This window comes from Variovorax paradoxus (assembly GCF_030815975.1).
Classification (GTDB): Bacteria; Pseudomonadota; Gammaproteobacteria; order Burkholderiales; family Burkholderiaceae_C; genus Variovorax; species Variovorax paradoxus_N.
This window is the reverse complement of record NZ_JAUSXL010000002.1, coordinates 3,163,791-3,184,060: the sequence shown is the minus strand read 5'-3', so window position 1 is coordinate 3,184,060 and position 20,270 is coordinate 3,163,791. Positions and strand designations below refer to the sequence as shown.

The following is a 20,270-nucleotide window of genomic DNA, read 5'->3' as shown; positions in this document are numbered from 1 at the left end:
TCGGGGGGCGGCGATACGCGAAGCGATGAGCGTGGGGGCGTCATAGCACCCCGATCAACCGGACCTCGAAGGTCACGGGCTGCCCGGCCAGCGGATGGTTGAAGTCGAAGCGCACCGCGGTCTCGTTCGATTCGATCACCGCGCCCGCGTAGCTGCCCGTGCCGTCGGGCGTGGGGAACTGCACCACGTCGCCGGCCGCGTATTGCTCGTCGGGGTCGCCCATCTGCGCGAGCAGCTTCCTGGCCACCCATTGCTGCATCTCGGGATTGCGCTCGCCGAAGGCCTCGCCGGCGGGCAGCTCGAAGGTGGCATGGGTGCCCTCTTCCAGGCCCATGAGCCGCTGCTCCATGGCGGGCGAGAGCTCGCCGGTGCCCAGCGACAGGGTCGCGGGCTTGTCGGCGAAAGTGTTGATGATGTCGCCCGCCGGACCGGCCAACCGGTAATGCAGGGTCAGGAACGAGCCGGAAGTCACAACGTGGGACATGGGTGCAGCGGAGGTAGGCAAAGACAAGGTGGGTGTCCCGATAAACTGGACTGCATTTTAAGGAGCCGGGGCTTCCACCCGCTCTTTCAAGGTTTCACCCAGGTTTTCGATGGCATTCAAGGATCTCCCCGCCCACGCCCGCCCGCGCGAAAAGCTCATCGCGCGGGGCGCCGCCGCACTGGCCGACGCCGAGTTGCTGGCGCTGCTGCTGCGCACGGGCGTGGCGGGAAAAAACGTGCTCCAACTGGCCCAGGAGCTCCTCGACCATTTCGGGGGCCTTTCGGGCCTGCTGCAGACCGGCGCCGAGGATCTGAAGGTGATCAAGGGCATGGGCGGCGATGCCAAGCGCGCCGAGCTCATTGCCGTGCTCGAGCTGGCGCGCCGCGCCATGGCCGAGCGCCTGAAGGAGCGCACGGTGTTCGACTCGCCCGGGACGGTCAAGCAGTACCTGCAGCTGCACATCGGATCGCGCCCCTACGAAGTGTTCGCGGTGCTGTTTCTCGATGCGCAGCACCGGCTGATCGTGCTCGAAGAGCTGTTTCGCGGAACGCTCACCCAGACCAGCGTCTACCCGCGCGAAGTGGTCACGCGTGCGCTGCACCACCAGGCCGCGGCCGTGGTGCTGTCGCACAACCATCCGAGCGGCAGCATCGAACCTTCGCGGGCCGACGAGTCACTCACCCAGACGCTCAGGGCCGCGCTTTCGCTGATCGACGTGCGCGTGCTCGACCATGTGATCGTCAGCGCCGGCCAGAGCTTTTCGATGGCCGAGAAAGGACTGCTCTGATGGCCTCCCGCAACCCGCCCATCAAGAACCTGGCCGATCTGAAGCAGGTGCAGCGCACGCTGGCCGAGACCCGCGAGCGTGAAGCGGCGGCGGCAGCCGCCAAGGCCGTGGCGGAGCGCAGGCGCGCCGCCGAAAAAGACCTGTTCGCGCGCGCCATCGGTGCGACCGAGCCGCTGCGCCGCAAGGCTGCGGTGCCGCTCGCGCCCGAGCCGCCGGCTCCCATTCCGGTGCAGCACCAGCTCGACGAGCAGCGCGTGCTGCGCGAGTCGCTGTCCGACGAGTTCGATGTGACCACCCTGCTCGACGTCGACGACGCCATGAGCTTTCGCCGCCCCGGCATCGGCACCGACGTGACCGCGCGGCTGCGCAAGGGCGACTGGAGCATCCAGGCGCAGGTCGACCTGCACGGCCTGCGCAGCGACGAGGCGCGCGAGGCGCTCGGCGGCTTCATCCGCACCGCCTACAAGCAGGGGCTGCGCTGCGTGCGCGTGGTGCACGGCAAGGGCCTGGGCTCGCCCGGCAAGCAGCCGGTGCTCAAGACCAAGGCGCAGCGCTGGCTGATCCAGAAGAACGAGGTGATCGCCTTCGTGCAGGCCAAGCCGGCCGAGGGCGGGGCCGGCGCACTGGTGGTTCTGCTGGCGCCGGCGCGGCGCTGACTGCGGCAGGCCGCTAGGACAAGTGGTTCTTCAGCGGTATCGAGGCATCCGCCATCGCCGCCGCATCGGGGCTGCGCCCCGCTTCGAGCAGCTTGCGGCTCATCATGTGATCGACCGGCGCATTGACCGATTCGACGCACACCAGCTGCCCGTCGACATAGTGGAACAGCGAGAACGCCTCGGGCTTGGGGCCGGCGCGGCGCACGCTGGCGAGCCCCGGGGTGCCTTCGGCCGGCATCAAGCCCACCATCTGCAGGCGCATGCTGCCCTGGTCGGACCAGAACCATGGCACCGCGTCGTGCGGGCGCGGCGCGCCGGTCAGCGTGGCCACGGCCGTGCGCGCCTGGTCGTTGGCGTTCTGCACCGATTCGAGCCGCAGCGCGCGGCCCGCGCGGCGATCGGGAAAGCGCGTGCAGTCGCCCACCGCAAGCACGTCGGCCGCGCTGGTCTGCATGTGGCCATCGACCACGATGCCGTCGGCGCACTCGATGCCCGCGGCCTGCGCCAGTGCGGTCTCCGGCACGGCGCCGATGCCGAGCAGCAGCAGGTCCACCGGCTGCTTCACGCCATCGACCTGGATCGACAGCAGCCGGTCGCCCTCGACCTCGAAGGCGCCCGTGCGCGCACCAAGCACGATGTCGATGCCCGCCGCACGATGCGTCGCAAGCACATGCGCCGATAGCTCGGGCGACACCGCGCGGCCCAGCAGCCGCGGCGCACTCTCGATCACCTGCACGCTCTTGCCGAGCGCCTTGGCGGTGGCCGCCACTTCGAGTCCGATGAAGCCGCCGCCCAGCACCGTGACCTGCTGCGCATCGGCCAGCCGCGAGCGCAGGCGATGCGCCTCGTCCGCGGCGCGCAGGCTTGCGACGTTCTCGAGCCCCGGCTTCAGGTCGGGCATCTGGCGCGCGCGCGTGCCAGTGGCCAGCACCAGCCGCTCCCACGGCAGGATCGCGCCCGAACGCAAGGTGACGGTGTGCGCCTCGCGGTCGATGGCCACGGCCGCATCGCCCAGATGCAGCGTGATGCCCGCTTCGCGGTACCAGTCGGCGGCCTTGTGCGGCTGCGTGGTCTCCTCGGCGCTCCTGAGAAAGGCCTTCGACAGCGGCGGCCGGTGGTACGGCTCGCAAGCCTCCTCGCAGACCAGGTGCACGCGTGCGCCCTGCCCGGCTTCAGCCAGCCCCGCACAAAGCTGGGCCGCGGCGTGGCCGCCGCCGATGATGACGATGGAATTCATTGAAGAGGATCTTTCGGAGTCGTTGTCTGTTCTATTTATTCGCCGCGGTTTCTCATCCAGTCTGCTGTCTGGAAGAAAGAGTCGCGCAAGCGTGCGCGCAATCCCTCGGGCACGCCGGTCTCGCCCATGGCCTGGTCCATGCAGGCCAGCCACTGGTCGCGCTCCTTGATGCCGATGCTGTGGCCGCCGATGCTCTGCGGCAGATGCCGCGCGCGCAGCATCGGGTGGCCGAAGCGGTCGGTGTAGTGCTGCGGCCCACCGAGCCAGCCGCACAGGAACCAGAAGAGGCGCTGGCGTGCGTTGTCGAGGCTCGGGCCGTGCACCGCGCGCAGCTGCGCATAGGCCGGTTCGAGCTCCATCAGGTCGTAGAAGCGATCGACCAGCGCCTGCACCTTGGGTTCGCCGCCGATCCATTCGAAGGGAGTGTCGGCGGGAGGCTTTTCGTGAATCTGCATGGCGGGAGTATCCCTCTGCGCGCCTGTCAGGCCTGCACGAGGTTCGGAATGTCCACGTCGGGATTCACGTCGGCCTCGTAGTCCACGCCGTCGACCGCAAAGCCGAAGAGGCGCAGGAACTCGCTCTTGTAGCCCGCGAAATCCGTGAGTTCGTGGAGGTTCTCGCTCGTGACCCGCGGCCAGAGCGCCATCACACGCGCCTGCACACCGGGATCGAGCTCCTTGTAGTCCGCACGCAGGCGCCCCTCCTCGTCGATATGCGGCGCGCTGCCATAGAGGCTGTCGGCATAGAGCCCGTAGACCTGCTCGATGCAGCCTTCGTGCGAGCCCTCGGCCTTCATCACCTTGAACAGCAGCGACAGGTACAGCGGCATCATCGGAATGGCCGAACTCGCCTGCGTGACGACAGCCTTCAGCACCGAGACGCGCGCGTCTCCGCCCTTGGCGGCCAGGCCGGCGCGGATGCCGAGCACCTTGTGGTCGAGGTCCTTCTTGGCGGCGCCGATGGAGCCGTTCCAGTAGATGTCGTGCGTGATCCGCTCGCCCAGGTAGGTGAAGGCGGTGGTCTTCGCGCCATCGGCCAGCACGCCGGCGGCCTGCAGCGCGTCGATCCACATCTGCCAGTCTTCGCCGCCCATCACCGCCACGGTGTCGTCGATCTCTTTCTGCGTGGCGGGCTCGAGCACGGTGTCCTTGACGACCTCGTTGTCGGTGTCGAGGCCGCGCAGGCTCACGGCCTTGCCGATGGGCTTGAGCGTCGAGTTGAAGACCTCTCCGGTCTTCGGATGCGTGCGCCGCGGCGCGGCCAGGCTGTAGACGACGAGGTCGACTTGGCCCAGGTCTTCGCGGATCGCATCGATGGCCTTCTGCTTCACGTCGTCCGAGAAGCCGTCGCCGTTGATGCTCTTGGCGTAGAGGCCCTCCTGCGCCGCCGCGCGGTGGAAGGCCGCCGAGTTGTACCAGCCGGGCGAGCCGGGCTTGCTTTCACTGCCGGGCCGCTCGAAGAAGACACCGAGCGTATCGGCGCCGCAGCCAAAGGCCGCGGTGATGCGCGCGGACAGGCCGTAGCCGGTCGATGCGCCGATGACCAGCACCTTCTTGGGTCCGCCAGCGATCTTTCCCCTCGCCTTGACGTAGCCGATCTGCTGCCTGACGTTGGCCTCGCAGCCCGCAGGGTGGGCGGTGACGCAGATGAAGCCACGCACGCGCGGTTTGATGATCATGGGGAACTCGCTGAAGATGGATGCCGCGGGGGCCGGGGGCGCAGGTTTTCGCGCCGCGAATTTAACCCAGGCCATGCCAGGGCCGATCCGGCAAGGCCATATGCATATGTCGATTGAGGATTTAATAATCGCGGGTTTTGTTGATAGGGTCCAGCCCTTCGTCTTTTTCATCCGGAGTGAGAACAACCATGCGCCACACCCTGCTCACCGCGGCCCTCGCCGCCTCCACCCTGCTGACGGGCATCGCCGCCCATGCCGATCAGCTCGCCGACATCAAGAAGAAGGGCGAACTCGTGGTCGGCGTGCTCGGCACCGACGAGCCCGCGACCTTCATCGATCCGAAGACGCGGCAGATCGTCGGCTACGAAGTCGACCTGGTGAACGCCATCGCGAAGAAGATCGGCGTGAAGCCAGTGCTCAAGCAGATCGCGGTGGCCGCGCGCATTCCCGAGCTGCAGCAGGGCCATGTGGACCTGGTGGCGGCCGGCCTCACGCACAACAAGGAACGCGAGGCGCAGATCGACTTCTCGCTGACCACTTTCGTGACGGGCCAGAAGGCCATCGTGAAGAAGGACAGCGGCATCACCGACGTGCCGCAGCTTGCCGGCAAGAAGGTGCTGACCATCCGCGGCGGCACGCAGGAGCCCAACATCCGCAAGGCCGTGCCCACGGCCGAGGTCGTGACCTTCGACACCAGCCAACAAGCCTTCCAGGCGCTGCAGCAGGGCAAGGGCGTGGGCTACGTGGACGACGAGGCTGCGCTGCTGCGCAGCTACGCCAAGCTCGGCCCGCAGAAGGCGCAGTACGTGGTGCTCAAGCAGAACCTGAGCACCGAGGCGCTGGCCATCGGCATCAAGAAGGGTGAGAGCGGCCTCAAGGCCGTGGTGGACGACACGCTGCGCGAACTCGAGAAGTCGGGCGAGGCGCAGAAGATCTTCGTGAAATGGTACGGGCCGAACACGGCTTCGGGCTTCCAGACGCGCGACTTCAAGCTCGAGAGCGACAAGATCGACTGATCCGGCGTTTCTCCTTCCCCCGCTGGGGGAAGGCCGGGATGGGGGCAAGCGGCGTTTGCACAGGCTGCGACGCATCGATCGCCGCCGTGCCCCCATCCCAACCCTCCCCCGGAAGGGGAGGGAGCCAAGCCCCCCGCGGCGGTGATACTGTCGCCCCCCATGCCCCTGTTCGACTACTCGTTGCTGCTGACCGGCAAGTACCACGACATGCTGGTCGCGGGCCTGTGGCTGTCGCTGCAGCTGCTCGCGGCCTCGCTCGTGCTGGCGCTGCCGATCGCGCTGGTGGTGGCGCTGCTGCGTCTTTCGCCGCTCGCGCCGCTGCGCTGGCTGGGCTTTGCTTACGTGGAATCGATCCGCAACATCCCGTTGCTCGCGCACATGCTGTTCTGGTACTTCGGCGCGCCAGAGCTGCTGCCCGAAGGGATCAAGCAATGGCTCTATGCGGGGCACATCGAGGCCTACAGCGCCATCATTGCGCTTTCGCTCTACACGGCCGCGTTCATGGCGGAAGACATTCGCAGCGGCATCCGCGCGATTCCGACGGTGCAGTTCGAGGCCGGCCGTGCGCTGGGCTTCGGCTTCCTGGGCACGATGCGCCGCGTGGTGCTGCCGCAGGCGCTGCGCGTGACGGTGCCGCCGCTCATCTCGCAGACGCTGAGCCTGTGGAAGAACACCTCGATCGCCACCGTGATCGGCGTGGCCGAGCTGATGTACCAGGCCGGGCAGGTCGAGAGCGCCACCTTCCGCAGCTTCGAGTCGTTCGCATTCGCGAGCGCGGCGTACCTGTCGGTGTCGCTCGCGATCACGGGGCTGGCCACCTGGTATCACCACCGCTTTCCGGTAAGAACCATCTAGAGCCGTCGACCAGATGCTGGAAATCATCAACGACTACTGGGTCTACTTCCTCATCGGGCAGTACCCGAACGGGCCGCTGGGCGGTCTCGTGCTGACGCTGCTGCTCGCCTCCTGCGGGCTGGTGCTCGCATTGCCGCTGGGCATCGTGCTTGGCCTGGCGCGCGTGAGCCCGTGGCGCTGGCTGCGCTGGCCAGTGACAGGCTTCGTCTTCGTGGTGCGCGGCCTCCCCTTGCTGATGGTGATCTTCTGGGCCTATTTCTTCCTGCCGAGCGTGACGGGCGTGAAGACCGACCAGTTCACCACCATGCTGATCGCACTCGTGGTGTTCGATGCGGCCTACCTGGCCGAGATCGTGCGCGCCGGCATCCAGGGCCTGCCGCGCGGCCAGATGGAAACCGCCCGCGCGCTGGGCCTGGACTATGGCCGCGCGATGCGCCTCGTGGTGCTGCCGCAGGCGCTGCGCAGCATGCTGCCCTCGCTGGTGAACCAGTTCGTCTCGACCATCAAGGAAACCTCGCTCGGCTACATCATCGGGCTGGCCGAGGTGTCGTTCATCGCGACGCAGATCAACACGCAGGTGTTCACCAAGCCCGCGCAGATCTACCTGATCCTGGGCCTGACCTACTTCATCCTGTGCTTCGGCCTGTCGCGCTTCGCCTACTGGCTCGAACGCCGGCTCGCGCGGCGCGGCATCTCTGTGGCCAATTCCGCTTCGGCTCCTAAGGTATCCGCATGATCGAACTGCAGAACGTCAACAAGTGGTACGGCAGCTACCAGGCATTGGTCGACATCGACGAGACCATCCGCAAGGGCGAAGTGGTCGTGGTGTGCGGCCCTTCGGGCTCGGGCAAGTCGACGCTGATCCGCACCCTGAACCGGCTGGAGCCGATCCAGTCGGGCCGCATCCTCATCGAAGGCAAGGACATCCATGCGCCGGGCACCGACGTGAACGCGTTCCGCTCGCGCATCGGCTTCGTGTTCCAGCAGTTCAACCTGTTCCCGCACCTCACGGTGCTGCAGAACTGCACGATGGCGCCAATGCAGCTGCGCGGCCTCTCGCGCAAGGAGGCCGACGAGCGCGCGATGGCCTTGCTGCAGCGCGTGGGCTTGGCCAGCAAGGCGAATGCGTGGCCGAGCGAACTGTCGGGCGGCCAGCAGCAGCGCGTAGCGATCGCGCGCGCACTCGCCATGCAGCCGCCGCTGATGCTGTTCGACGAGCCCACCAGCGCGCTCGATCCCGAGATGGTGGGCGAGGTGCTGCTGGTGATGCGCGACCTGACGCGCGACGGCATGACCATGGTCTGCGTGACGCACGAGATGGGCTTTGCGCGCGAGGTGGCCGACCGCGTGCTCTTCATGGACGAGGGCAAGGTGCTCGAACGCGCGACGCCCGACGACTTCTTCAACCGGCCGCGGCATCCGCGTGCGCAGCAGTTTCTTTCGGACATCCGCTCGCCGTTCGCGCGCGACGTGTGACATGCTCCTCACGACCATGACCGACACGCAGAAGCTTCCCGTGATCGACGTCGCGGCGCTCGTGGCCGGCGCGCCCGGGCGCGACGATGTGGCCGCGCAGATCGGCGCCGCCTGCCGCGCGCACGGCTTCTTCTATGTCACCAGTCACGGCGTCGACGCGGCGCTGGTGCAGCGGCTCGAAGATCTGAGCCGTCGATTCTTCGAACTGCCCACAGAGACAAAGATGCAATGGCGCATGGCCCTGGGCGGGCGCGCCTGGCGCGGCTACTTTCCGCTCGGCGGCGAACTCACCTCGGGCCGGCCCGACTGGAAGGAAGGCCTTTACCTTGGCACCGAGCTGCCCGCGTCGCATCCGCGGGTGCAGGCGAAGACGCCGGTGCACGGTCCGAACCTGTTTCCCGACCTGCCGGGTTTTCGCGAAACCATCCTCGACTACATGGCCGCCGTCACGCAGCTGGGCCACCGGTTGATGGAAGGCATTGCGCTGAGCCTCGGCCTGCCGGCGGCGTATTTTGCCGAGCGCTACACGGCCGACCCGCTGATCCTGTTCCGGCTCTTCAACTACCCCTCGCAGCCCGTGCCCGAAGGGCTCGACGTGCAATGGGGCGTGGGCGAGCACACCGACTACGGCCTGCTCACCATCCTGCACCAGGACGACGTGGGCGGCCTCGCCGTGCACACGCCCGGTGGCTGGATCGACGCGCCGCCGATTCCGGGCTCCTTCGTCTGCAACATCGGCGACATGCTCGACCGCATGACCGGGGGGCTCTACAAGTCGACACCGCACCGCGTGAAGCGCAACACCTCGGGGCGCGACCGGCTCTCGTTCCCGCTATTCTTCGATCCGGACTTCGAAGCGCGCGTGCAGCCCATCGAGGGCCTGGCGGGTGCCCAGGCGCGCGACGACAGCGCCGAGCGCTGGGACCGCGCCAACGTGCACGCCTTCAACGGCCGCTACGGCGACTACCTGCTCGCCAAGGTGTCGAAGGTGTTTCCGCAGCTGCGCGACGAAGTGCTCTGAACCCGAACTACGCGAGCGGCACGGGAAACCAGCGCGGCACATGCGCCATGGCATCGTGCAGCGAATCGAGCACATGCAGCGCCTGCTCGACGATCGCGGTGGGCGGGTGCTTGAGATCGGGAACGATCACCACCCGCAGGCCCGCCGCCAGCGCAGCCTTGGCGCCGTTCTCGCTGTCCTCGAAGGCCACGCATTCCGCCGGATCGACGCCGAGGCGCGAGGCCGCAAGCAGGTAGAGCGCCGGATCGGGCTTGGCGCGCGCCACCTCGTCGCCGCCCGCAAAGGCCTCGAAATGATGGAGCACGTCGAGGCTGCCGAGGCAGGCCTGGATCTGCCCGCTGGTCGACGACGACGCCACGGCACAGCGCGTTCCGCGCTGCCGCAGCGCGCCCAGGAATTCGGCCGCGCCGGGCTTGATGGGAAACAGCGGAAGGCCGTCCGCGCGCTGCAGCTGCAGCCGCTTGCGGACGTGCGCGATGGCGTGCCGATAGGCCTCGGGCCCGCCGAGCAGCGTGCCCAGAATCACCTCGGACTCTGCAGTAGCCAGGCCCACTACCTGCAGGTAGTGGCTCTGTGAAAGCTCGATGTCGAGCGTTCGGGCCGCTTCGATCCAGGCGGCCATGATGGGCCGTTCCGAATCGATGAGCAGCCCGTCCATGTCGAAGATGGCGGCGGCGAACATGAGGCAATCCTAAGCCAGCGTGATCGAAGCGGCCCTGCGGTGACAATCGATGGCTCCCGAAATCTGACGCACTGATGCCACTCGAACACTACCTGCTCCTGTCCCTCGCGGACCATCAGCCGACGACATCGGCATCGGAGCCGCACGGCGGATCGCATGCCCGCGATGTGCGCTGCCTGAATTCCGCCGGCCGATGGGCGGTGCGCGGCACCGCCCGTTCGCCCCTTCTTGTCTGGCATCCCGCGCAGGCACCGGTGGCCCAGGCAGCCGCCGAGCGGGCGTCCGAGGCCCGCGGCCGGCCGGTCGGGCTTCTGTCGCGCGCAGACTCCACCTGGGTGGAAGGGCGCGAGATTCAAGTGTTCACCGACGCTCTCGAACCGGCGCTTCACGGGCACGCAGCACAAAGCGAAGGCAAGACCCGCCGCTTGCGCACCGAGGCCGAAAAGCTCGCAGCGTTTTGTGTTGTTGTCCGTGCGGCGTCGAGCGCAGCGGACCATGCGTCGTTTGCGGAGGTCAGCCGGGCAGCATCGAAGGCGCTGAGCGCCAGGTTCGGCGGCGGCTCGATCACGTCGGCCTTTGCCTGGCTGGCCGGACGTGCGGGGCAGGAGGCACTGGAAAGCGTTATTTCGGCCGAGATCGAGTTGCCCGGCCCGCTGTCGATTCACCAGGTCATCGAGGCGGTCGAGCTGGCGCAAAAGGCGGAACGCCTCCGCGGAGAAGGCTGAGACCCTTCAGTCGCGCACCAGCGCCCGGTTGAGCCCCAGCGCCGCCAGCGTGCCGACCGCACCGGACAGCAGATAGACGCTCACATAGGCCAGCCCGAAATTCGCCGACAGCCCCAGCGCCACCAGCGGTGCGAAGGCGGCGCCGATGAGCCACGCCAGGTCGGCCGTGAGCGCGGCGCCGGTGTAGCGGTACTTGGGTTCGAAGTTCGAGGTCACCGCGCCGGCCGCCTGGCCGTATGACAGGCCCAGCAGCACGAAGCCCAGCAGAATGAAGATGTCCTGCCCGACGCGGCCGCCGTCGAGCAGCGTGGGCGCGAAGCCGCTGAACACCGCGATCATCGCGGCCAGGCCGCCCAGCGTGAAGCGGCGACCCACCCGGTCGGCAATCAGGCCCGAGGCCACGATGCCGCCGGCGCAAAGCACCGCGCCGATCATCTGCACCACCAGGAACTCGGTGATCGATTGGTCGGAGTACAGCGTGATCCACGACAGCGGGAACACCGTGATCAGGTGGAACAGCGCATAGCTGGCCAGCGCGGCGAACGCGCCGATCAGCAGGTTGGCGCCCTGCGAGCGGGTCAGCTCGACCACGCTGGTGGGCTGCAGCTCGCGCTCTTCGAGCAGGCGGGAATACTCTTCGGTCGCCACCAGCCGCAGCCGCGCGAACAGCGCCACCACATTGATCGCGAAGGCCACGTAGAAGGTGTAGCGCCAGCCCCAGTCGAGGAAGTCCTTGATCGGCAGGTTGGCGTAAAGGTAGGCGAACAGCGCACTCGCCACGAAGAAGCCGAGCGGCGCGCCCAGCTGGCCCAGCATGGCGTACCAGCCGCGGCGGTTCTGCGGCGCATTGAGCGCCAGCAGCGACGGCAGGCCGTCCCACGAGCCGCCGAGCGCCAGGCCCTGGGCAAAGCGGAACACCGACAGCAGCACGATCGATGTGAATCCGATGCTCGCGTAGCCCGGCAGGAAGGCAATGCCCGCGGTGGAGGTTCCCAGCACGAACAGCGCAATCGTGAGCTTGGCTTCTCGCCCGAACCGTCGCTGGATGGCCATTGAAATGACAGTTCCGAACGGCCGCGCAATGAACGCGAACGAAAAAACCACGAAGGCGTAGAGGGTTCCTTCGAGGCGCGCCTCGAATGGAAAGAACACCGCCGGAAACACCAGCACCGAGGCAATGCCGTAGACGAAGAAGTCGAAATATTCCGACGCCCGGCCAATGATCACGCCAACGGCGATCTCGCCCGGTGCGATGTGTGAATGCTCGTCGCCCTGCCGGGCGTCGCTTCCGGACGTGTTCGGCACAGGCTGTGCGCCTTGCGGACTGATGCTGGACGTCGTCGTCATTGCGTTTTTTAATTCGGGTGTCACCGACAGTGACAAAGGTAGACCATTGAACAGAGGTTCCAAGCGTCTCACCGAATGAGGATTCCCGCCATAGGACAAAACGTCCAATAGGCGGCGGAGGCCTTTGGTCGTAGATTGTGGAGTCTTTGCGCAGCCCACGCACTTCTTTCTTTCGGCATGCCCACCCTCAAATCTCTTCGCCGATGGCCCCTGTTGCTTCCGCTTGCCTTGCTGGCAGGCTGCAACACGGTGCTCATGAACCCTTCCGGCGACATCGCCAATCAGCAGGGACGCCTCATCGTCGTCTCCACCGTGCTGATGCTGATCATCATCATTCCGGTGATCGCGCTGACCGTCTTCTTCGCGTGGCGCTATCGCCAGTCGAACAAGGAGGCCGACTACAGCCCCGACTGGGACCACTCCACCCAGCTCGAACTCGCGATCTGGGCCGCGCCGCTCTTGATCATCATCGCGCTCGGCGCCATCACCTGGATCAGCACCCACACGCTCGATCCGTACCGCCCGCTGAGCCGGCTCGACGCCGAGCGCGCGATCCCGGCCGAGGCCAAGCCGCTGGTGGTTGAAGTGGTGGCGCTCGACTGGAAATGGCTCTTCATCTACCCCGAGCAGGGCATTGCCACGGTGAACGAAATGGCCGCGCCGGTCGACCGGCCGATCACTTTCAAGATCACGGCCACCTCGGTGATGAACTCCTTCTTCATTCCCGCGCTGGCCGGCCAGATCTACGCCATGCCGGGCATGGAAACCAAGCTGCACGCGGTCATCAACAAGCCGGGCGAGTTCGAGGGCTTCTCGGCCAACTACAGCGGCGCGGGCTTCTCGGGCATGCGCTTCAAGTTCCATGGCCTGAGCGGTGACGGCTTCGAAGAGTGGGTGAAAAAGGCCAAGGCCGGCCAGAACGGCGAGCTCACCCGCGAAACCTACCTGAAGCTCGAAGCGCCGAGCGAGCGCGACCCGGTGCGCCACTACGCCGCCGTGGCCCCCGACCTGTACGACGCCATCCTCAACCGTTGCGTCGACCGCAACAAGATGTGCATGAAGCAAATGATGGCCATTGACGCCGAGGGCGGCCTGGGCAAGCCCGGCGCCTTCAACGTCGCCACCAAGCCAGCCTGGCAGCCCGACAACATCAACATCAATTCGCCGGCCCGCAAGTACGTCACGGCGATGTGCACCACCGAAGAATGACGATGCCCGAGAACCTTGACCTGACGAAGCTCGTCTTCGGCCGCCTCACCTGGGAGGCGATTCCGCTCCACGAGCCGATCCTGCTCGCAACCTTTGCGGCGGTGGTGCTGGGCGGCGTTGCCGTCCTGGGCGCGCTCACCTACTTCAGGTTGTGGGGCATGCTGTGGCGCGACTGGATCACCAGCATCGACCACAAGAAGATCGGCATCATGTACATCATGCTGGGCCTGGTGATGCTGCTGCGCGGCTTTGCCGACGCCATCATGATGCGTGCCCAGCAGGCCGTCGCCTTCGGCGACAACATGGGCTACCTGCCGCCGCACCACTACGACCAGATCTTCACCGCCCACGGCGTGATCATGATCTTCTTCGTGGCCATGCCGCTGGTCACGGGCCTGATGAACTTCGTGGTGCCGCTGCAGATCGGCGCGCGCGACGTGGCCTTTCCGTTCCTGAACAACTTCAGCTTCTGGATGACCACCTTCGGCGCCGGGCTGGTGATGGCGTCGCTGTTCGTCGGCGAATTCGCCAAGACCGGCTGGCTGGCCTACCCGCCGCTGTCGGGCATTCTCTTCAGCCCCGACGTGGGGGTCGACTACTACATCTGGTCATTGCAGATCGCGGGGGTCGGAACCCTGCTCTCGGGCGTCAACCTGCTGGCCACCATCGTGAAGATGCGCGCGCCCGGCATGACGATGATGAAGATGCCGGTGTTCACCTGGACCTCGCTGTGCACCAACGTGCTGATCGTGGCCGCCTTCCCGGTGCTCACGGCCGTGCTCGCGCTGCTGTCGCTCGACCGCTACGTCGGCACCAACTTCTTCACGAACGACCTCGGCGGCAACGCCATGATGTACGTGAACCTGATCTGGATCTGGGGCCATCCCGAGGTGTACATCCTGATCCTGCCGGCCTTCGGCATCTTCTCCGAGGTGGTCTCCACCTTCAGCGGCAAGCGCCTCTTCGGCTACGCCTCGATGGTGTACGCCACGGTGGTGATCACGATCCTGTCGTACCTCGTGTGGCTGCACCACTTCTTCACCATGGGCTCCGGCGCCAGCGTGAATTCGTTCTTCGGCATCACGACGATGATCATCTCGATCCCCACGGGCGCGAAGATCTTCAACTGGCTCTTCACCATGTACCGGGGCCGCATCCGCTTCGAGCTGCCCATGATGTGGACCATCGGCTTCATGATCACCTTCGTGATCGGCGGCATGACGGGCGTGCTGCTCGCGGTGCCTCCGGCCGACTTCGTGCTGCACAACAGCCTGTTCCTGATCGCCCACTTCCACAACGTGATCATCGGCGGCGTGCTGTTCGGCATGCTGGCGGGCATCACCTACTGGTTCCCGAAGGCCTTCGGCTACAAGCTCGATCCGTTCTGGGGCAAGTGCTCGTTCTGGTTCTGGCTGGTGGGCTTCTGGGTCGCGTTCATGCCGCTGTACGTGCTGGGCCTGATGGGCGTCACGCGCCGCATGAGCCACTTCCAGGACACGTCACTGCAGATCTGGTTCCAGGTCGCCGCCTTCGGGGCCGTGCTGATCGCGCTGGGCATCGCCTCGTTCCTGATCCAGCTGGTGGTGAGCTACATCCGCCGCGATTCGCTGCGCGACACCACCGGCGACCCGTGGAACGGCCGCACGCTCGAATGGTCGACCTCATCGCCGCCGCCGGCCTACAACTTCGCGTTCACGCCGCGCATCCACGACAACGACGCCTGGACCGACATGAAGAAGCGCGGCTACGAGCGCCCGCTCGATGGCTTCACGCCCATCCACATGCCCAAGAACACCGCCGCCGGCTTCATCATCGCGGCACTGGCTGCGATCTGCGGCTTCGCGCTGATCTGGCACATGTGGCTGGTGGCGGGCGTGGGCTTCGTCTCCATGCTGGCGGCCGTGATCATCCATACCTTCAACTACAAGCGCGACTATCACATTCCCGCGGAAGAAGTCGTTCGCACCGAAGACGCCCGCACGCGACTCCTGGCAGCAGCCCATGTCTGATACCACCGCCCTCCAAACCCCCGCGGGCGTGCACGCCCACAGCGATCAGACGGGCAAGCCGCCCGTGTTCGAACTGTTCCACGTCGGCAACGACCACCATCCCGAAAACGGCACGCTGCTGGGCTTCTGGCTCTACCTGATGAGCGACTGCCTGGTCTTCGCCTGCCTGTTCGCGGTGTATGGCGTGCTGGGCCGCAGCTACGCGGCCGGCCCTTCGGGCGCCGACCTGTTCGACCTGCCGCTGGTGGCGGTCAACACCTCGCTGCTGCTGTTCTCGTCGATCACCTATGGCTTCGCCGTGCTCGAGATGCAGAAGAAGCGCATGGGCGGCACGCTGGCCTGGCTGGTCGTCACCGGCCTGCTGGGCGCGGGCTTCATCGGCCTCGAACTCTACGAGTTCGCGCATCTGATCCACGAAGGCGCGGGTCCGCAGCGCAGCGCCTTCCTGTCGTCGTTCTTCGCGCTGGTGGGCACTCACGGCCTGCACGTGACCTTCGGCATCGTCTGGCTCATCGTGCTGATGATCCAGCTGCCCAAGCACGGCTTCACCGCCGCCAACCGCCGCCGCCTGATGTGCCTGTCGATGTTCTGGCACTTCCTGGACGTGGTGTGGATCGGCGTCTTCACTTTTGTCTACCTGATGGGATCGATGGCATGAGCAACGCCCACACCGACACCGCCGCGCACGGTCATGGCGCCCACGACGACCATCACGACGACGGCCCCGTCAGCCACAGCACCTTCAAGGGCTACATGACCGGCTTCGTGCTGGCCGTGATCCTGACCGCGATTCCGTTCTGGCTCGTGATGGGCAAGGTGCTCGCCAGCACGCACACCACCTCGCTCGTCATCCTCGGCTTTGCCGCGGTGCAGATCGTGGTCCACATGATCTACTTCCTGCACATGGACGCCAAGTCCGAGAGCGGATGGAACATGCTGGCGCTGATCTTCACGATCGTGCTCGTCGTGATCACGCTGGCCGGCTCGCTCTGGGTCATGTACCACATGAACACCAACATGATGCCGATGTCGGTGCACGACATGAAGAACATGCCTTGACGCTCCCGCCGCCAGACCCCAGCGCCCACCACGCCCCGGCCAGCCGCCAGCGCAGCGCGGCGGCCCGGGTGGCTCTGGCGGTCTGTGCGGCCCTGGCCTTTGCCGGCTTCTTCGCGCTCGGCACCTGGCAGGTCGAGCGCAGGGCCTGGAAGCTCGATCTCGTCGCCCGCGTCGAACAGCGGGTGCATGCCCCGGCCACCGATGCTCCGGGGCGCGATCGCTGGCCGCGCGTGAACGCGGTCGACGACGAATACCGGCATCTGCGCATTACCGGTACCTTCCTCCACGACAAGGAGACCCTGGTGCAGGCCAGCACGCGGCTCGGCGCCGGCTTCTGGGTGCTGACGCCGCTGCAGGCTGCGGACGGCACCGTCGTGCTGGTCAACCGGGGCTTCGTGCCGCCCGAAGCGCGCGACCGCGCCACCCGCGCGGCCACCGAGCCCACGGGCGAAACCGCGGTGACCGGCCTGCTGCGCATCACCGAGCCCAAGGGCGGCTTCCTGCGCAACAACGAGCCGGCCGGCGAACGCTGGTTCTCGCGCGACGTGCAGGCCATTGCCGCGGCGCGGGGGCTGGACAATGTGGCACCGTACTTCGTCGATGCCGAGGCGCTCCCCTCTTCTTCATCCGCCGCGGCGCCTGCCTGGCCGGCCGCCGGTCTCACGGTCATTGCCTTTCCCAACAGCCACCTGGTCTACGCGATCACCTGGTACGGCCTCGCGCTGATGGTCCTGGGCGCGGCCTGGTACGCCTGGCGCGACGGGCGCAGGCGCGCCCGCGCTGCCGACGGCGGCAGCGGCGAAAATACCGCCCATGCCGACGCCACCTCCCGCCCCGATGCCCGCCGCGACTGAGCCTCTCGCGGTGGCAGGCGAACTGCACCCGCCGCGCGCGGGCGTCGCGAGCCTGGACAACGCCACCGGCCACAAGAACATGCAGCAGCTGATCCAGCTGCGCTGGTTCGCGGTGGTCGGGCAGGTCGCGACCATCCTGCTCGTGCACTACGGCTTCGGCATCCGGCTGCCGCTGGACCACATGCTGCAGGTGCTGACCTGCCTCGCGCTCTTCAACGGGGTGAGCCTGCTGCGCTCGCGCAGCCCGCGCCGCGTGACCAACGGCGAGCTCTTTCTCGCGCTGCTGGTCGACGTGGCCACGCTCACCGCCCAGCTCTACCTGAGCGGCGGCGCCACCAACCCCTTCGTGTTCCTGTACCTGCTGCAGGTCATCCTGGGCGCGGTGCTGCTCAAGGCCTGGTCGACCTGGACCATCGTGGTCGTCACCAGCGTCTGCTTTGCGGGGCTGGCGCTTTTCTCGCGCCCGCTCGCGCTGCCGCTCGACCACGACCGCGGCCTGTGGAGCCCCTACGTGCAGGGCATGCTGATCTGCTTTGCGCTCAACGCGGCGCTGCTGGTGGTGTTCATCACGCGCATCAGCCGCAACCTGCGCGCACGCGATGCACGGCTGGCCGACCTGCGCCAGCGCGCGTCGGAAGAGGAGCACATCGTGCGCATGGGCCTGCTCGCCTCGGGTGCCGCGCATGAGCTGGGCACGCCGCTGGCCACCTTGGCCGTGATCCTCGGCGACTGGCGCCGGCTGCCGCATTTCAGCTCCGACCCCGAGCTGCTGACCGAGGTGGCCGAGATGGAGCTGCAGATCCAGCGCTGCAAGAGCATCGTGAGCGGCATCCTGCTGTCGGCCGGCGAGGCGCGCGGCGAGTCGTCGGAAGAAACCACCGTGAGCACCTTCCTCGACGAGCTGGTCGAGGAATGGCGCACCACGCGTCCGGTGGAAGATTTCGACTACCAGAACCGCTTTGGCCAGGACCTGCCCATGGTCTCCGACTCGGCCCTGAAGCAGATGATCTGCAACGTGCTCGACAATGCCCTGGAAGCCTCGCCGCATTGGCTGCGCTTCGAAGTGGCGCACGATGCGGATGCGCTGACCCTCACGGTCACCGATGCGGGCCCAGGCTTCCTGCCGGCCATCCTGAAGGAGTTCGGCAAGCCCTACCAGTCGAGCAAGGGGCGCCCGGGCGGCGGGCTCGGGCTGTTCCTGGTGGTCAACGTGGCGCGCACGCTGGGCGGCCGGGTGGCGGTGCACAACCGGCCCGAGGGCGGTGCCATCGTGGCCATCACGCTGCCGCTTGCGGCCGTCGTGCTAGAAGAAGAAGAAGACGAAGAGACCGAAGTCATCGACACTGCCATCGAAACGGAAGCCCATGACCGAAACCGCCGAAGCTGAACGCCAGTTGCTGATCGTCGAGGACGACGCGGCCTTCGCGCGCACGCTCGGCAAGTCGTTCGAGCGCCGCGGCTATGCGGTCACGCAGGCGAGCAATGCCGAAGAGGTCGAAACGCTGCTGCAGGCCCAGTCGCCCGGCTATGCGGTGGTCGACCTGAAGCTCAACGGCGAGGCCTCGGGCCTGGCCTGCGTGCAGATGCTGCACCGGCACAACCCGAAGATGCTGATCGTGGTGCTCACGGGCTTTGCCAGCATTGCCACGGCCGTGGAGGCCATCAAGCTCGGTGCCTGCCACTACCTGGCCAAGCCCTCGAACACCGACGACATCGAGGCCGCCTTCGGCCGCGCCGCCGGCACCACCGAGGTCGAGCTGACCAACCGCTCGACCTCGATCAAGACGCTCGAATGGGAGCGCATCCACGAGATGCTGGCGGAGACCGGCTTCAACATTTCCGAGACCGCGCGGCGACTGGGCATGCACCGGCGCACGTTGGCGCGCAAGCTCGGCAAGCAGCAGGTGAAATAAACATGAACCTCGACAAGCCGGCGTCCGCGGTCCGCAGCCAGACCACGATGGAAGAGATCTTCAATGCGCTGAGCCATGGCCTCGGCCTGCTGCTGGCCATTGCCTCGCTGCCCATCCTGATCTACAGCGCCTCGCAGCGGGGCCAGGCCGCGAGCGTGGTCGGCGCCTCGCTCTTTGCGGGCACGGCCATCGTGCTGTACCTGATCTCCACGCTGTACCACGCGCTGCCGATGGGCCGGGCCAAGGCCTGGTTCAACCGGCTCGACCACGCGGCCATTTATCTCTTCATCGCGGGCAGCTACATGCCCTTCCTGTTCGGCGTGCTGCGCGGGCCGTGGGGCTGGACGCTGTTCGGCTGCATCTGCGCCGCGGCGGCGCTGGGCGTGGGCGCCAAGCTGTTCAACCGGCTGCGGCATCCGCTGTGGTCGACCGGGCTCTATGTGGCGATGGGCTGGATGGCGTTGATGGCGGCGGTGCCGCTGTACGAACGCATGTCACCGGCGGGCCTGGGCTGGCTCGTGGCCGGCGGGCTGTTCTACACCGCAGGTGCGGTGGTCTTCCTGTTCGACAACAAGGTGCGCTTTGCGCATTCGGTGTGGCACCTGTTCGTGCTGGCGGGCAGCACCTGCCACTTCTTTGCGGTGCTCTGGCATTCGCACGGCTGAATCTTGTTGGAGTGAACTGAACGGCGCTCTCGTTCTTGGCGCTGTTGTTCGGGGCGCTGTTGTTCAGGGCGCGTGCACAGGACACCGGGTACTCCCCTCCGCGAATGTCCTCCGGCCTGCGGCCTCCCCCTTGATTTCGCTGCGGGGAGCACCCGATGCCCTGTGCACCTGGGCACACTCGTGGTGTACCGCCGATCAACGACCGCTCTGCATAACGATCCCGCTGATGGGGTGCCTTGCGCAGCGAAATCAAGGGGGAGGCCGCAGGCCGGAGGACATTCGCGGAGCAAGGTACCCCGTCGGCGGGAGCGCGCCCTGGAACAAGGCTCTCAATAATGCGGCGGCAGATCGTCGCGCAAGTTGCGCGCCGCCCCATCCTGCCCCGCGTTCTGGCTCTGCTGCTTGAGCTGCGTGACCTGCAGGATCAGGCTGTCGATCTGCTGCTGTTGGCGGTAGATCGTCATGTTGAGTTGTTCCAGCAGGTCTTCGGCATAGCTCGACTTGATCTCGAGTTCGGTCAGGCGCTCTGCGAGCTCGTTCGGTGGATAGTCCATGCCGCTATTGGACAGGAAGATCCACCATGTTTTTGTGACGCCC

At 66.7% G+C, this 20,270-nt stretch carries 23 protein-coding genes; 16 read left to right on the top strand and 7 right to left on the bottom strand.

What is annotated here, in order from left to right:
* Nucleotides 1-40: 40 nt before the first annotated feature.
* Nucleotides 41-484, bottom strand: coding sequence for an FKBP-type peptidyl-prolyl cis-trans isomerase (locus QFZ47_RS18720; RefSeq protein ID WP_307657041.1), 444 nt, complete (start codon nucleotides 482-484; stop codon nucleotides 41-43).
* A 109-nt stretch (nucleotides 485-593) separates the two neighbouring features.
* Between QFZ47_RS18720 and radC the strand changes: the two genes are divergently transcribed.
* Both radC and QFZ47_RS18710 read left to right on the top strand, forming a co-directional pair.
* Nucleotides 594-1,271, top strand: coding sequence for a RadC family protein (gene radC, locus QFZ47_RS18715; RefSeq protein ID WP_047786458.1), 678 nt, complete (start codon nucleotides 594-596; stop codon nucleotides 1,269-1,271).
* Nucleotides 1,271-1,927 carry a Smr/MutS family protein gene (locus QFZ47_RS18710; protein WP_307657040.1) on the top strand — a complete coding sequence of 219 codons (657 nt, stop codon included), beginning with the start codon at nucleotides 1,271-1,273 and terminating at the stop codon, nucleotides 1,925-1,927. Before radC ends, QFZ47_RS18710 begins: the two co-directional genes overlap by 1 nt.
* Before the next feature lie 13 nt (nucleotides 1,928-1,940).
* Here the strand turns inward: QFZ47_RS18710 and QFZ47_RS18705 are convergent, their stop codons facing one another.
* The 3 genes from QFZ47_RS18705 to fabV are packed head-to-tail and all read right to left on the bottom strand — an operon-like array spanning nucleotide 1,941 to nucleotide 4,842.
* Nucleotides 1,941-3,164 (bottom strand): NAD(P)/FAD-dependent oxidoreductase, encoded by a 1,224-nt coding sequence (locus QFZ47_RS18705; RefSeq protein ID WP_307657039.1) that lies wholly within the window; start codon nucleotides 3,162-3,164, stop codon nucleotides 1,941-1,943.
* 35 nt (nucleotides 3,165-3,199) lie between these two features.
* Nucleotides 3,200-3,619, bottom strand: a complete 420-nt coding sequence (locus QFZ47_RS18700) for a group II truncated hemoglobin (RefSeq protein WP_307657038.1) — start codon at nucleotides 3,617-3,619, stop codon at nucleotides 3,200-3,202.
* Between the two features lie 26 nt (nucleotides 3,620-3,645).
* A complete protein-coding gene (fabV, locus tag QFZ47_RS18695) occupies nucleotides 3,646-4,842 on the bottom strand; it encodes an enoyl-ACP reductase FabV (RefSeq protein ID WP_307657037.1) in 1,197 nt (398 codons plus the stop codon).
* 188 nt (nucleotides 4,843-5,030) lie between these two features.
* Here fabV and QFZ47_RS18690 point away from each other — a divergent pair, with 188 nt between their 5' ends.
* From QFZ47_RS18690 to QFZ47_RS18670, 5 genes are all read left to right on the top strand, one after another.
* Nucleotides 5,031-5,858 carry an ABC transporter substrate-binding protein gene (locus QFZ47_RS18690; RefSeq protein WP_307657036.1) on the top strand — a complete coding sequence of 276 codons (828 nt, stop codon included), beginning with the start codon at nucleotides 5,031-5,033 and terminating at the stop codon, nucleotides 5,856-5,858.
* Between the two features lie 159 nt (nucleotides 5,859-6,017).
* Nucleotides 6,018-6,713 (top strand): amino acid ABC transporter permease, encoded by a 696-nt coding sequence (locus tag QFZ47_RS18685; RefSeq protein WP_307657035.1) that lies wholly within the window; start codon nucleotides 6,018-6,020, stop codon nucleotides 6,711-6,713.
* A gap of 13 nt (nucleotides 6,714-6,726) precedes the next feature.
* On the top strand, nucleotides 6,727-7,449 hold the full coding sequence (locus QFZ47_RS18680) for an amino acid ABC transporter permease (RefSeq protein WP_307657034.1): 723 nt from the start codon (nucleotides 6,727-6,729) through the stop codon (nucleotides 7,447-7,449).
* A complete protein-coding gene (locus tag QFZ47_RS18675; RefSeq protein ID WP_307657033.1) occupies nucleotides 7,446-8,189 on the top strand; it encodes an amino acid ABC transporter ATP-binding protein in 744 nt (247 codons plus the stop codon). Before QFZ47_RS18680 ends, QFZ47_RS18675 begins: the two co-directional genes overlap by 4 nt.
* A 1-nt stretch (nucleotide 8,190) precedes the next feature.
* The gene (locus QFZ47_RS18670) at nucleotides 8,191-9,210 is read left to right on the top strand and encodes an isopenicillin N synthase family dioxygenase (protein ID WP_307657032.1); all 1,020 of its coding nucleotides are present in this window, start codon (nucleotides 8,191-8,193) and stop codon (nucleotides 9,208-9,210) included.
* Nucleotides 9,211-9,217: 7 nt separating this feature from the next.
* On the opposite strand, the gene QFZ47_RS18665 is transcribed toward QFZ47_RS18670, so the two are convergent.
* The gene (locus QFZ47_RS18665; RefSeq protein ID WP_307657031.1) at nucleotides 9,218-9,892 is read right to left on the bottom strand and encodes an HAD family hydrolase; all 675 of its coding nucleotides are present in this window, start codon (nucleotides 9,890-9,892) and stop codon (nucleotides 9,218-9,220) included.
* Between the two features lie 74 nt (nucleotides 9,893-9,966).
* Here QFZ47_RS18665 and QFZ47_RS18660 point away from each other — a divergent pair, with 74 nt between their 5' ends.
* Nucleotides 9,967-10,617 carry a hypothetical protein gene (locus QFZ47_RS18660; protein WP_307657030.1) on the top strand — a complete coding sequence of 217 codons (651 nt, stop codon included), beginning with the start codon at nucleotides 9,967-9,969 and terminating at the stop codon, nucleotides 10,615-10,617.
* A gap of 6 nt (nucleotides 10,618-10,623) precedes the next feature.
* On the opposite strand, the gene QFZ47_RS18655 is transcribed toward QFZ47_RS18660, so the two are convergent.
* Nucleotides 10,624-11,964, bottom strand: coding sequence for an MFS transporter (locus QFZ47_RS18655; RefSeq protein ID WP_307657029.1), 1,341 nt, complete (start codon nucleotides 11,962-11,964; stop codon nucleotides 10,624-10,626).
* Between the two features lie 177 nt (nucleotides 11,965-12,141).
* Between QFZ47_RS18655 and cyoA the strand changes: the two genes are divergently transcribed.
* Genes cyoA through trhA form a run of 8 tightly spaced genes read left to right on the top strand, consistent with a single transcriptional unit; the run spans nucleotide 12,142 to nucleotide 19,673 of the window.
* A complete protein-coding gene (gene cyoA, locus QFZ47_RS18650; protein WP_307657028.1) occupies nucleotides 12,142-13,173 on the top strand; it encodes a ubiquinol oxidase subunit II in 1,032 nt (343 codons plus the stop codon).
* A complete protein-coding gene (gene cyoB / locus QFZ47_RS18645) occupies nucleotides 13,170-15,182 on the top strand; it encodes a cytochrome o ubiquinol oxidase subunit I (protein WP_370880592.1) in 2,013 nt (670 codons plus the stop codon). Before cyoA ends, cyoB begins: the two co-directional genes overlap by 4 nt.
* Nucleotides 15,175-15,840, top strand: a complete 666-nt coding sequence (gene cyoC / locus QFZ47_RS18640) for a cytochrome o ubiquinol oxidase subunit III (RefSeq protein WP_307657026.1) — start codon at nucleotides 15,175-15,177, stop codon at nucleotides 15,838-15,840. Before cyoB ends, cyoC begins: the two co-directional genes overlap by 8 nt.
* Complete coding sequence (gene cyoD / locus QFZ47_RS18635) at nucleotides 15,837-16,241, top strand: cytochrome o ubiquinol oxidase subunit IV (RefSeq protein WP_307657025.1); 405 nt, start codon at nucleotides 15,837-15,839, stop codon at nucleotides 16,239-16,241. Before cyoC ends, cyoD begins: the two co-directional genes overlap by 4 nt.
* A complete protein-coding gene (locus QFZ47_RS18630; RefSeq protein WP_307657024.1) occupies nucleotides 16,238-17,095 on the top strand; it encodes an SURF1 family protein in 858 nt (285 codons plus the stop codon). Before cyoD ends, QFZ47_RS18630 begins: the two co-directional genes overlap by 4 nt.
* Nucleotides 17,079-18,482, top strand: coding sequence for an ATP-binding protein (locus QFZ47_RS18625; protein WP_307657023.1), 1,404 nt, complete (start codon nucleotides 17,079-17,081; stop codon nucleotides 18,480-18,482). Before QFZ47_RS18630 ends, QFZ47_RS18625 begins: the two co-directional genes overlap by 17 nt.
* Nucleotides 18,460-19,008: a response regulator transcription factor gene (locus QFZ47_RS18620; protein ID WP_307657022.1), complete on the top strand. Its 549-nt coding sequence runs from the start codon at nucleotides 18,460-18,462 to the stop codon at nucleotides 19,006-19,008. The genes QFZ47_RS18625 and QFZ47_RS18620 overlap by 23 nt, the downstream gene beginning before the upstream one ends.
* Nucleotides 19,009-19,010: 2 nt before the next feature.
* Nucleotides 19,011-19,673, top strand: a complete 663-nt coding sequence (gene trhA / locus QFZ47_RS18615; protein ID WP_307657021.1) for a PAQR family membrane homeostasis protein TrhA — start codon at nucleotides 19,011-19,013, stop codon at nucleotides 19,671-19,673.
* 329 nt (nucleotides 19,674-20,002) lie between these two features.
* Here trhA and QFZ47_RS18610 read toward each other — a convergent pair whose 3' ends face one another.
* Nucleotides 20,003-20,227 carry a SlyX family protein gene (locus tag QFZ47_RS18610; RefSeq protein ID WP_307657020.1) on the bottom strand — a complete coding sequence of 75 codons (225 nt, stop codon included), beginning with the start codon at nucleotides 20,225-20,227 and terminating at the stop codon, nucleotides 20,003-20,005.
* Nucleotides 20,228-20,270: the final 43 nt, after the last annotated feature.

Excerpts from the sequence above, each read along its gene's own strand:
- QFZ47_RS18720 (WP_307657041.1), bottom strand. The coding sequence starts at position 484 with ATGTCCCACGTTGTGACTTCCGGCTCGTTCCTGACCCTGCATTACCGG.
- radC (WP_047786458.1), top strand. The coding sequence starts at position 594 with ATGGCATTCAAGGATCTCCCCGCCCACGCCCGCCCGCGCGAAAAGCTC.
- QFZ47_RS18710 (WP_307657040.1), top strand. The coding sequence starts at position 1,271 with ATGGCCTCCCGCAACCCGCCCATCAAGAACCTGGCCGATCTGAAGCAG.
- QFZ47_RS18705 (WP_307657039.1), bottom strand. The coding sequence starts at position 3,164 with ATGAATTCCATCGTCATCATCGGCGGCGGCCACGCCGCGGCCCAGCTT.
- QFZ47_RS18700 (WP_307657038.1), bottom strand. The coding sequence starts at position 3,619 with ATGCAGATTCACGAAAAGCCTCCCGCCGACACTCCCTTCGAATGGATC.
- fabV (WP_307657037.1), bottom strand. The coding sequence starts at position 4,842 with ATGATCATCAAACCGCGCGTGCGTGGCTTCATCTGCGTCACCGCCCAC.
- QFZ47_RS18690 (WP_307657036.1), top strand. The coding sequence starts at position 5,031 with ATGCGCCACACCCTGCTCACCGCGGCCCTCGCCGCCTCCACCCTGCTG.
- QFZ47_RS18685 (WP_307657035.1), top strand. The coding sequence starts at position 6,018 with ATGCCCCTGTTCGACTACTCGTTGCTGCTGACCGGCAAGTACCACGAC.
- QFZ47_RS18680 (WP_307657034.1), top strand. The coding sequence starts at position 6,727 with ATGCTGGAAATCATCAACGACTACTGGGTCTACTTCCTCATCGGGCAG.
- QFZ47_RS18675 (WP_307657033.1), top strand. The coding sequence starts at position 7,446 with ATGATCGAACTGCAGAACGTCAACAAGTGGTACGGCAGCTACCAGGCA.
- QFZ47_RS18670 (WP_307657032.1), top strand. The coding sequence starts at position 8,191 with ATGCTCCTCACGACCATGACCGACACGCAGAAGCTTCCCGTGATCGAC.
- QFZ47_RS18665 (WP_307657031.1), bottom strand. The coding sequence starts at position 9,892 with ATGTTCGCCGCCGCCATCTTCGACATGGACGGGCTGCTCATCGATTCG.
- QFZ47_RS18660 (WP_307657030.1), top strand. The coding sequence starts at position 9,967 with ATGCCACTCGAACACTACCTGCTCCTGTCCCTCGCGGACCATCAGCCG.
- QFZ47_RS18655 (WP_307657029.1), bottom strand. The coding sequence starts at position 11,964 with ATGACGACGACGTCCAGCATCAGTCCGCAAGGCGCACAGCCTGTGCCG.
- cyoA (WP_307657028.1), top strand. The coding sequence starts at position 12,142 with ATGCCCACCCTCAAATCTCTTCGCCGATGGCCCCTGTTGCTTCCGCTT.
- cyoB (WP_370880592.1), top strand. The coding sequence starts at position 13,170 with ATGACGATGCCCGAGAACCTTGACCTGACGAAGCTCGTCTTCGGCCGC.
- cyoC (WP_307657026.1), top strand. The coding sequence starts at position 15,175 with ATGTCTGATACCACCGCCCTCCAAACCCCCGCGGGCGTGCACGCCCAC.
- cyoD (WP_307657025.1), top strand. The coding sequence starts at position 15,837 with ATGAGCAACGCCCACACCGACACCGCCGCGCACGGTCATGGCGCCCAC.
- QFZ47_RS18625 (WP_307657023.1), top strand. The coding sequence starts at position 17,079 with ATGCCCGCCGCGACTGAGCCTCTCGCGGTGGCAGGCGAACTGCACCCG.
- QFZ47_RS18620 (WP_307657022.1), top strand. The coding sequence starts at position 18,460 with ATGACCGAAACCGCCGAAGCTGAACGCCAGTTGCTGATCGTCGAGGAC.
- trhA (WP_307657021.1), top strand. The coding sequence starts at position 19,011 with ATGAACCTCGACAAGCCGGCGTCCGCGGTCCGCAGCCAGACCACGATG.
- QFZ47_RS18610 (WP_307657020.1), bottom strand. The coding sequence starts at position 20,227 with ATGGACTATCCACCGAACGAGCTCGCAGAGCGCCTGACCGAACTCGAG.